Here is a 9,533-nt window from a genome sequence, read left to right as displayed (position 1 = left end):
AAGAGACAGCTTCTCCGACACCGCCCTGAAGGGGGCCTCCGCCGCGGAGCGTTACGCCGCCTACGTCCAGGCCTGTGCGCTGGACGACGTGGTGGCCCTCACGCAGACGCTCGTCCGCTTCAAGACGGTGAGCAGCGAGGCCCCCGCCGCGAAGAACCCGGAGATGGCCGCCATGGGCCGCGCCCTGGAGGCCTGGGCGAAGGCGCACGGCTTCGGCTTCCGCACCGTGGGCGAGAACGACGTCTTCGAGCTGTCCTGGGGCGAGGGCGAGCCGCTCCTGGGCCTGGTGTTCCACGGCGACGTCGTCCCCGCGCCCGCCCATGAATGGAAGCGCGCGCCCTTCAAGCCGGTGGTGGAGAAGGGCCGCCTGTACGGCCGGGGCGTGGAGGACGACAAGGGCCCCATCGCCTCCGGGCTGGTCGCGCTGGCCATGGCGAAGGACCTGGGCCTCAAGCCCCAGGGCAAGGTGCTCGTCATCATCGGCAACGGAGAAGAGAGCGACTGGTCCGGCATGCAGAAGTACGCGGCCACGCAGCCCAAGCCCACGCACGTCATCTCCGTGGACTCCGGCTACCCGGTGATGGCCGCGCAGTCCGGCTTCGTCGCGTGGACGCTGGAGGCGCCGGTGGGCACCGCGCTCGCGACCCCGAAGGCGGGCACCGTCGCGCGCGCCGTGGACGTGAATGCGGGCGAGTTCCTCACCCAGGTGCCCGGCACCGCCACGCTGAAGCTGGAGCCCGTGAAGGGCCAGACGCCGGAGGCGGTGCTCGCCGCCGTGAAGGCGGCCATCGCGCAGGAGGCCCCCGCGCGCAAGGACCTGAAGGCGGAGGCGAAGCGCGAGGGCAACACCGTGGTGCTCACCGCCCATGGCGTGGCGGTGCACTCGTCCACCGCGGATGAGGGGCACAACGCGCTCTGGGACCTGTCCGCCGTGGCCTCGCGTCTGTCATTGGAGGACAACGGCATCGCGGCGCTCCTGCGCGTGGTGGCGAAGCGCTTCGACGGTGACCACCACGGCGAGAAGCTGGGCCTGAAGTACGAGGACACGCTGATGGGGCCGCTGCTGGTGGCGCCCACCGTGCTGCGCGTGAAGGACGGCAGTGTGTCCCTGGGCGTCAACATGCGCAGGCCGCAGGGCCAGGACGCGGCCACCTTCAACGCCGCGCTGGACGCCGCCGCGAAGCGCGTGGGCGAGGACTCCGGCGGCCAGGTGAAGGAGGGCTCCGGCCGCTACCTGGGCGACCCGCACGTGGCGGACACGTCCGGCCCGCTGGTGAAGACGCTGATGGGCATCTACCAGCGGCAGCGCAAGGAGCCGGACGCGGTGCCCGGCTCCATCCGGGGCGGCACCTACGCGCGGCTGTTCCCCCGCGCCGTGGATTTCGGGCCCGCGTTCCCCAAGGAGCCCTACACCGGCCACGCCCCGGACGAGTCCATCGCGCTGGAGACGCTGGACCTGAGCACGCGCATGCTCGCGGAGGCCGTGCACACGCTCGCCATCGCGCCTGCGTCCGAGGCGAAGGCCGCGCCGTGACGCCAGGCCCCCAGGTCATGGCGGCAGGTAGCCCCGCGGCGGGGGCACGCGGGGCCAGCGCACGGTGAAGGTGGTGCCCTGGCCGAGGCCGGTGTCCACGCGGACGCTGCCCTGGTGCACCTGGACGATCTCACTCACGATGTAGAGCCCCAGTCCCAGGCTGCGGTGCTTGTTGCCCGGGTCCGCCTGGCGCGACCCCTTGAACGGGTCGAACAGGTGCGGCAGCAGCTCCTCGGGGATGGGGTCGCCCTCGTTGCACACCCGCATCACCACGTCGGTCACCTCGCCGGTGAGCGTGGTGTGGACGGGCGTGTCGTTCTTCGCGTGTTGCAGCGCGTTCACCACCAGGTTGCCCAGCACCTGCGTCACCCGGTCCGGATCCCACTGCCCCCACAGGTCCTCCCCGCGCACCTCCAGCGTGAGGGGCCGCTCCGGGTACACCACCTGCAACTCGTCCAGGACGCCCTGGCACAGCTCCACCATGTTCATGCGCTGGCGCGTCACCGGGATGCCCCCGCCCAGCCGGCTGCGCGCGAAGTCCAGGATGTCGTTGATCATCCGCGTCATCCGCGCCGTGGCCTTGCGGATGCGGTCCACGGAGCGGCGCGCGGAGGTGTCCAGGTCCGGGGCCTTCCCCAGCATGAAGGCCGACGCGTTCACCGCGTGCAGGGGGTTGCGCAGGTCGTGCCCCAGGATGGCGATGAGCTCCTCGCGAAAGTCGATGGCCTGCTGGAGCGCGGCCTCCGCGCGCTTGTGGTCGGTGATGTCCACCACCGTGACGCCCACCCCCAAGAGCGCGCCGTCCGGGGTGCGCACCGGGAAGTAGTCCGCGCGCCAGGCGCCCGGGCCGCCGTGCGCGGGGTTCGACGCTTCGATGATCGCGTCCTGCACGGGCCGTCCCGTCTCCAGCACCTGCCGCAGCGATTGCTCGATGGAGGTCACGACGCCGCCGCGGACCATCTCGTGCAGCGTGCGGCCCCGGTGCGCCTCCACGGAGTGGCCGTTGATGCGCGCGAGCGTTCCGTTGATGCGCAGGTAGCGCAGCTCGTGGTCCTGGAACGCGATGCCCACGGGCGCCGCGTCCAGGAGCGAGTCCAGGAGCGCCAGGGAGCGCTCGGCCTCCTTGCGCGCCTCGTGCTCGCGCGCGCGCAGCTCCGTCTGGGCGATGTGCCCGGACGCCCGCTCCGCGACGGCGTGGAAGAGCCGCACGTCCGAGTCGGAGAAGTCGAAGGCCGTGCGCGAGCCCATGTACGCCATGCCCAGCAGCCGCTCGCCGTCCATGAGCGGCAGGCCGTACAGCGCGCGCAGCCCCGCGCGGCGCAGCGGTCCGAAGAGGACGCGCGGATCCGTGGCGGCCGAGCGGACGAAGAAGGGCCGCCGCTCCAGCGCCGCCTGCCCGCTGACGCCCTGGCCCACCGGCACGCGCAGGCCCTTCACCTCGTCGGTGCTCAGGCCCACCGCGGCGCGCACCACCAGCGCGTCGCCCTCCAGCATCATCACCGCCGCCGTGTCCACGGTGAGCGCGGACTCCATCAGCCGGGTGAGCAGGCGCTCCAGGAGCGTCTCCATGTCCGGGTCGTCCAGCGTGGCCTCGGCCATGTTGTCCAGCGTCTGGAGGATGCGCTGCTTCATGTCCCAGAAGAGCGTCATCGTCCGGGTGACCACCCGGTCGAGCGTCTCCCCCAGCCGCGTGAGGTCGCCGGACCGCAGCCGCTGCTCCTGCGCCTCCAGGCGGTGGAGGATGCAGCGGCGCAACAGCGCGTACTCCTGCGCCACCTCGCCCAGGTTGAAGCCCTCGTCCAGTCGGGCCACGGCGTGCGCCACCTCCAGGCGTTCGTCCAGCGCCTCCGGCCCCAGCTCCATCGCGTCCGCCAGCGTGGTGAGCAGCTCCGGCAGGTGGTCGATGAGCCAGGGCGGGCGTGCCGGCGCCTTTCCGCTCAGGTGCTGGAACACCGCCTGCTCCCAGTCCGCCAGCAGCGCGTCGTGATTCGCGCGCAGGAACTCCGCCGCGGACGGGCGAGGCCCGCCGCGCGCATGCTCGTCCACGGAGTGTGAATCCGGCTCCTGCATCACCAGTCTCCCCAGGCCATCGCCCGGCCGCGCCGCCCCTCGCGCGAAGTCTGCTCACGGTGGCTCCGCCGTGCTTCGCCCCCCTGTCTGGCGGAAGCCTCCGCCACGAGCCCTCGGCCGCGGGCCTCCGCCACGGGCCTCCGGACGCACCGCCCGGCGCGCCGTTCACCTTCGTGCGCTCGGCCGCCCCCGGGGACATTCGCGCTCCTGGGCATGCGGGCGCTCGGGTAGGGTGGCCGGCAAAGCATGCGCACCCTCCTGCTCAACCGCTCCGCCGTGGCCCGCAACATCCAGGCGCTCCTGCTGCTGGACGACCTGCGCGAGGCCTTCCGCACCGACGTCCTGGCCCGCACGGTGGCCCCGCAGCGCGTGCGCGCGCCGCTGCACTCGGAGGGCACCGCGCTGGTGCTCTTCCCCGGCTGCGTGCCCGGCATCCCCGCGTACACCGTGAAGGTGCACGCGAAGTTCCCCGGGCAGAAGCCCGCCATCCAGGGCGTGGTGCACCTGCACGACCTCGTCACCGGAGGGCTGCTCGCGGTGATGGACTCCGGCCACCTCACCGCCGTGCGCACCGGCGTGGTGGGCGCGCTGGCCGCGGACGTGCTGGCCCGGCCGGACGCGACGCGCGTGGCGGTGATTGGCGCCGGCCGCCAGGGCGTGCTCCAGCTCAAGCAGCTGCGGCTGGTGCGCACGCTCAGCCAGGTGCGCGTCTACGACACGAACATCGCGCACGCGAACGCCTACGCGCAGCGCATGTACCAGGAGCTGAACCTGCCCGTCCGCGTGGAGACGTCCGTGGCGGATGCCGTGGCGGACGCGGACATCGTGGTGACGGCCACGTGGAGCCACCAGCCCTTCCTGCACGCGGGCATGGTGCGGCCGGGCACGCACATCACCGCGCTGGGCGCGGACGAGCCGGGCAAGGCGGAGCTGTCCCAGGACCTGCTGGAGCAGTCGCTGTTCGTCTGCGACCACCGCGCGCTCACCGTGTCCACCGGCGCGGCGGGCGCGGTGGGGCTCACGGAGGCCGCCATCCACGCGGAGCTGGGCGAGGTCCTCGCGGGCCTCAAGCCCGGGCGCACGTCCCCGGAGCAGGTGACGGTGTTCGCCGGGGTGGGGCTGCCCTTCCAGGACCTGGCCACCGCCTGGCACGTGTACCAGGCGGCGTCCGGCGACGAGGACGTGCCCACGCTCGACTTCAACGAGTAGCGCGGGCCGTCCGGGCGCTGCTTCAGGCCTTGGCGAGCGCCTGCGAGAGGCGCACGGCCTCCTCGTGCAGGTCGGTGTCCTCCGCCAGCGGCATGGCGAGCACCTTCTGCACCAGCTCCTTCGCCTTCGCCTCCTGGCCCAGGCGCGCCTGCGCGAGCGCCAGGTTGAGCAGCGGCTCCGGGCGGTCCGGGGCGCGGCGCACGGCCTCCTCCAGCACCGTCACCGCGCGCGGCAGGTTCGCGTTCGCCGGCTCCGCGGGGATGCGCAGGAGCAGCTGACCCAGGTTGTTCGCCGCGCGCCAGCCGTCCGGCGCCAGCCCCATGCCCTGCTCGTACGCGGTGATGGCCTTGTCGTACGCGGGCGGCTCCTGCGCCTCGAAGCAGGTGGCCTCCGCCATCTTCAGCGACTCGCTGGCGACACCCAGCGACGCCATGGTCTGGCACAGGTGCCGGGCCTGTTCAATCTGACCGCGCGCCAGCATCAGCTGCGCGAGGTTCGCCTGGGCGTCCGCGTCCTTGGGGCGCTGGGCCGCGAGCGCGGAGGCCGCCTGGTAGGACGTGCGCAGGTCGCGCAGCGCCATGGACAGCACCGTCACGGACGCGAGCATGCGCGGCTGGTTGGGCACCGCCTTGAGGCCCTGCTCCAGCACCTTGCGCGCCTCCACCAGCTTCTCCTGCGAGGACAGCGCGTGCGACAGGCTCAGGTACGCGGGCACGAAGCGCGGCGCCAGCGTGAGGACCTCGCGCAGCGTGGCGAGGCCCGCGTCCGTCTTGCCCGCCTCCAGCTGCACCTGGCCCAGCCGGTAGCGGAACACCGGGTTCTGGGGCGCGAGCTTCGCGGCCTGGGACAGGGCCTCCAGCGCCTGGGGCGCCTTGTCCTGCTTGATCAACATCATGCCCTTGCCGAAGTGGGCCTCGGCGCGGTCGGGCTCCACCGCGAGCACGCCCTGGTAGGCCTTGAGGGCGGCGTCGAGCTGGCCCTTCTGGGCGGCGATGTTCGCGCGCACGAGGCCGGTCTCGCCCGTGGCGCCCTGGGCCTCCGCCTTGGCGAGCAGCCCTTCGGCCTGGGGGAGCTTGTTCTCCACCAGCGCCAGCTTGGCCATCACCACCAGCGCGTCGCGGTGGTTGGGGTTCTTCGCGAGGAGCTTCTCGGCCTCGGCCTTCGCCTGGGCCACCTGGCCCTGCGCGAGAAGGGTTTCCAGAGAGTTCATGATGGAAAGTGTCCCCCAGGGGGCGGGGGCTGTCGAGCAACGGGGAAAAGGAAAGGGCCTCGCCCGGATGGACGAGGCCCTGGGGGAGCTTCGGGTGAGAAGGCCGCTGGGACTACCAGTGCTTCATCACGTTCTTGATGCCCTCGCCGACGTTCTTGATGCCCTCGCCGACGTTCTGCACCGCGTTGCCCACGCCCTCGACGACGTTCTTCGCCGCGTCGCCAATCTTGCCCACGTCCACGGAGAAGCCGAACTCCAGGCTGGCGCCGATGCCCAGCGCCGCGCCCACGTCGAAGTTGGCGGACAGCTTGCCGTCCTTCAGGCCGACGTTGGCCTCGAACTCCACGCCGATGCCGGCGAAGGCCTCCGCGCCGGCCGTGACCGTCGCGGGCCCGATCTCCTGGCTGACTTCCGCGCTGGCGCGGGCGCCGGCGAAGGCCTCACCGTGCACGGAGGCGGCAGCCTGGCCGTGCAGCGGGTCCAGCACCACCTGGCCCGTGGCGGTCGCCTCGGCGCCGACGTTGCCCTCCGCGCCCCACTCGGAGCGGCCCAGCGCGCTGTCCGCGTGGCCTTCCACGGAGCCGCGCACCAGGTCGGCGCGCGCGTCCACGGAGCCCTGCGCGCCAATCTTGCCGTGCAGCGGGTCGATGGAGACGTTGCCCTGCGCCGCCACGTCCGCCGTCAGCACCTGGCCTTCCACCGTGTTGTGGAAGTTGCCGTTCACGTCACCGGAGGTGTGCGAGCCGGAGGCCGCGGTCCAGCTCTTGTTCCACTCGCCCTGCGCCACCGTCTGGTCGAAGCGGCTGGTCTCCAGCTGCTTCTGGATGTCCGTCGTGGTGTTGGGGTTGGCCTGGTTGCTGGTGGTGACGCGGTTGCCCTTCACGCCGCGGTTCAGGTCGATGGTCGCCTCGCCCTGGGCCCGGTTCTCCGTGTGGGCCTGGACTTCCTTCCGCACCAGCTTGCCGTGCTCCGGGGGCGTCGTGGTGGTGGTCCGGAACACGGGGCGGTAGCGGTTGGTCTCGATGGACATGGAAGCGGGCTCCGGCGGCGCGAGGCGCGGTGGGGGAATCTTGTGACTTGAGAGTTTATCGGAGGGACCCCCTGGAAAGTTTCCACCACTCTTTTTCTTCGCTGATCCGTTCGAGCCCGGGCCGAGCCCTCGGGCCGTGCCTCAGGGCTCGGATCTCCCGGGAGCCAGGATTCCCTCGGGGTCCAGCGCCGCCTTCAGCCGCCGCCGCACCTCCGTGGAGTCGTCCCGCACGGGCGGTGTGGCGCCTTGTGCCTGGAGTCCGGCTCGGGTCAGGTGGTACCCGGCGTCCGCCAGCTCGCGGGTGAGGGCGCGGTAGCAGGCCTGGGCGCGGGCGTCCTCGCCCTTCGCGTCGCGATCATAGGCCAGCGCGGTGATGAGGTAGAGGCAGCGCGGGGAGAAGGCGAGGAGGGCCAGGTTGGGCTCGAAGCCGAAGAGGCGGGGGACGCGATCGGCGATCTCCGTGGCGCGCTTCGCCTCCTGTCCGGTGAAGGGGACGGCGACGCAGCACCAGATGAAGCCGCAGCGGTCCCGGTCCGGGTTCGGGTCTGGCGGCTGGGGCGTGCGCTTGCGCCAGTAGGTCATGGCGAGGTTCGCCTCCGACGGCACGCCCTGGAAGCCGCCGTCGCCGTCCAGGACCTCCGGCCCGAAGGACAGCGGGCGGAAGGCGCCCTCCAGGGCCCGCGCGAGCCGCTTCTCCAGGAGCGCGCCGAACTCCGCGTCCGGGGCGGTGAGGGTGCCGCTGATGGCCCAGCGGCCAAAGCCCTCGCGGAACTTCTCGCGGGCCCAGTCCGGCAGCGGCGTGCGGCCCAGGGTGGCGTAGGGGTACTGCTGGGTGACGCTGAAGGCCTTGATGTCGTTCCAGAAGAAGAAGCTGCCCTTGAGCGTGCCGTCCAGGGCCAGCGCCTGGAGCCGGTCCACCATGTCCCAGAGCTGCGCGTCGTCGTTCACGGCGCAGACGAACTCGCGCAGCCAGGGCTGCTTGCGCGCCAGCCAGAACGTCATCCGCGTCACCACGCCGAAGGACGACTGGCTGAACAGGCCGTCCAGCACCGGGCCCAGGCCCCAGCGGAAGACGGGCGCGGCGCGCGAGCCGGGGAACCTCGCGTGGCCCGTCTCGATGCGCTCGCCCGTGGGCAGGACGACCTCCAGCGCGCAGACGTGCTGGAAGATGTCCGCGTTCGGGCCGCGCCCGTCGCCGCGCTCCAGCGCGTTGCCCACCAGGCTCGCGTCCGGCGAGCCGCCGATGGTGGTGATGAAGTTGGCGGACTGACGCTCGCGCAGGTACGCGGCGGCCTGGCGGAACGTCACGCCCGGCTCCACGGTGAGGTACGCGAGCTGCTCGTCGTGCGCGAGGATGCGGTTCATGCGCCCCAGGTCCAGCAGCACGCTGCCGTCGCCGGGGGGCACGCGCGAGCCATAGCCCCAGTTGCGGCCGGCGCTCACCGGGTACACCGGCACATGGTGCGCGGCGGCGATGCGCAGGCACGCCTGCACCTGGGCGGTGTCCGCGGGCCGCACGATGGCGGGGATGCGCTGGGTGGTGGCGAAGGTGGCCGTCTGGGCGGCCTCCAGCGCTTCGGGGTCCACCACGACGTGCGCCTCGCCCACGGCCTCCCGCCACGCGGCCAGGGCCGCTCGCAGGCCCAGGTCCACCGGCGCCTTCGCTTCCGTTTCGCTCACGGCGCCGCAGTATGCCCGCGCAGGCGTTCCCCCGCTGGCCCCCCGGGCGGCGAGCGGGCGGACGGGCCCCGGGCGGTGAGGGTCGCCGGGTGGACACCGGCCGTGGTCGCCCCCCGCCGCGTGTTCATCTTCGGCGTGGGGAGGTGTTCATGGTCGGCTTCATCGCGTCGCGCAACGGACGGTGGCTTCGGATTCTGGCGGGCACGGGCATGATCCTGGGGGGACTGGGCTCGGGCACGCCCCGGGGCGCGGCGGTGGCGCTGGCGGGCTTGTTGCCCCTGCTGACCGGCGCGCTGGACCTGTTCCCCCTGGGGCCGCTGCTGGGCCTGCCCATGCGCGGCGCGGACTTGCGGCGCGCGCTGGGGGAGCCGGAGGACGCGCGGCTGTTCGACCTGGCGCACGACGGCGGGCGCTATCCCTACGCGCCGCCCAGCACGCTCCTGCACTAGCTACTTCGTGCTCACCTGGAACGGGATGTCGAGCGCGCCGAACGGCTCCCCGGTCTGGGCGTCCACCAGCTTCACCTGGAGCGTCACCGCGTCCTCGCGGCGGGCCACGCCCTGGAAGTAGAGGAAGCCCTCCTGCGTGCCGCCGGGCTCCAGCGTGCCCTCCGGCAGCGCGTTGTTGAGCATGTCCCTGGTGGGCAGCGGCTCCTCGTAATACGGCGGGTAGTAGGGGGAGTAGAAGGGGCTGCCCCAGGGGCCGCCGTACCACCCCGGTCCCCAGCCGCCCCACGGCCCGTAGCCGTAGCCCTGTCTCTTATACCCATCTCCGAGCCCACGAGACATGCGCCGATCTCG

General features: G+C 72.5%; 7 protein-coding genes and 1 pseudogene. 3 read left to right on the top strand and 5 right to left on the bottom strand.

Annotated features, from left to right (window positions below; genetic code table 11):
* The coding region (locus D7W79_RS32905) for a Sapep family Mn(2+)-dependent dipeptidase (protein WP_147442167.1) at positions 1-1,534 on the top strand (1,534 nt) is incomplete at its 5' end.
* Between the two features lie 15 nt (positions 1,535-1,549).
* Here D7W79_RS32905 and D7W79_RS32900 read toward each other — a convergent pair.
* A complete protein-coding gene (locus D7W79_RS32900) occupies positions 1,550-3,604 on the bottom strand; it encodes an ATP-binding protein (RefSeq protein WP_120529314.1) in 2,055 nt (684 codons plus the stop codon).
* A 246-nt stretch (positions 3,605-3,850) separates the two neighbouring features.
* On the opposite strand from D7W79_RS32900, the gene D7W79_RS32895 reads away from it, so the two are divergent.
* A complete protein-coding gene (locus D7W79_RS32895) occupies positions 3,851-4,813 on the top strand; it encodes an ornithine cyclodeaminase family protein (protein WP_120529313.1) in 963 nt (320 codons plus the stop codon).
* 22 nt (positions 4,814-4,835) lie between these two features.
* Here D7W79_RS32895 and D7W79_RS32890 read toward each other — a convergent pair whose 3' ends face one another.
* The 3 genes from D7W79_RS32890 to D7W79_RS32880 form a co-directional block, all read right to left on the bottom strand.
* Complete coding sequence (locus D7W79_RS32890; RefSeq protein ID WP_120529312.1) at positions 4,836-6,023, bottom strand: tetratricopeptide repeat protein; 1,188 nt, start codon at positions 6,021-6,023, stop codon at positions 4,836-4,838.
* 112 nt (positions 6,024-6,135) lie between these two features.
* On the bottom strand, positions 6,136-7,053 hold the full coding sequence (locus D7W79_RS32885; protein ID WP_120529311.1) for a hypothetical protein: 918 nt from the start codon (positions 7,051-7,053) through the stop codon (positions 6,136-6,138).
* 141 nt (positions 7,054-7,194) lie between these two features.
* Positions 7,195-8,733: an FAD-binding oxidoreductase gene (locus D7W79_RS32880; RefSeq protein WP_120529310.1), complete on the bottom strand. Its 1,539-nt coding sequence runs from the start codon at positions 8,731-8,733 to the stop codon at positions 7,195-7,197.
* Positions 8,734-8,882: 149 nt separating this feature from the next.
* Here D7W79_RS32880 and D7W79_RS32875 point away from each other — a divergent pair, with 149 nt between their 5' ends.
* Positions 8,883-9,182, top strand: a complete 300-nt coding sequence (locus D7W79_RS32875; protein WP_120529309.1) for a hypothetical protein — start codon at positions 8,883-8,885, stop codon at positions 9,180-9,182.
* On the opposite strand, the pseudogene D7W79_RS43355 reads toward D7W79_RS32875, so the two are convergent.
* Positions 9,183-9,533: pseudogene (locus D7W79_RS43355) on the bottom strand (hypothetical protein); the annotation flags it as partial. It abuts the gene before it with no gap.

Source organism: Corallococcus exercitus (assembly GCF_003611585.1).
GTDB lineage: Bacteria > Myxococcota > Myxococcia > Myxococcales > Myxococcaceae > Corallococcus > Corallococcus exercitus.
This window is presented reverse-complemented; position numbering and strand designations above follow the sequence as displayed.

What these genes read in the sequence shown, in the direction of transcription:
- D7W79_RS32875 (WP_120529309.1), top strand. Translation starts at nt 8,883, where the DNA reads ATGGTCGGCTTCATCGCGTCGCGCAACGGACGGTGGCTTCGGATTCTG.
- D7W79_RS32885 (WP_120529311.1), bottom strand. Translation starts at nt 7,053, where the DNA reads ATGTCCATCGAGACCAACCGCTACCGCCCCGTGTTCCGGACCACCACC.
- D7W79_RS32900 (WP_120529314.1), bottom strand. Translation starts at nt 3,604, where the DNA reads ATGCAGGAGCCGGATTCACACTCCGTGGACGAGCATGCGCGCGGCGGG.
- D7W79_RS32890 (WP_120529312.1), bottom strand. Translation starts at nt 6,023, where the DNA reads ATGAACTCTCTGGAAACCCTTCTCGCGCAGGGCCAGGTGGCCCAGGCG.
- D7W79_RS32895 (WP_120529313.1), top strand. Translation starts at nt 3,851, where the DNA reads ATGCGCACCCTCCTGCTCAACCGCTCCGCCGTGGCCCGCAACATCCAG.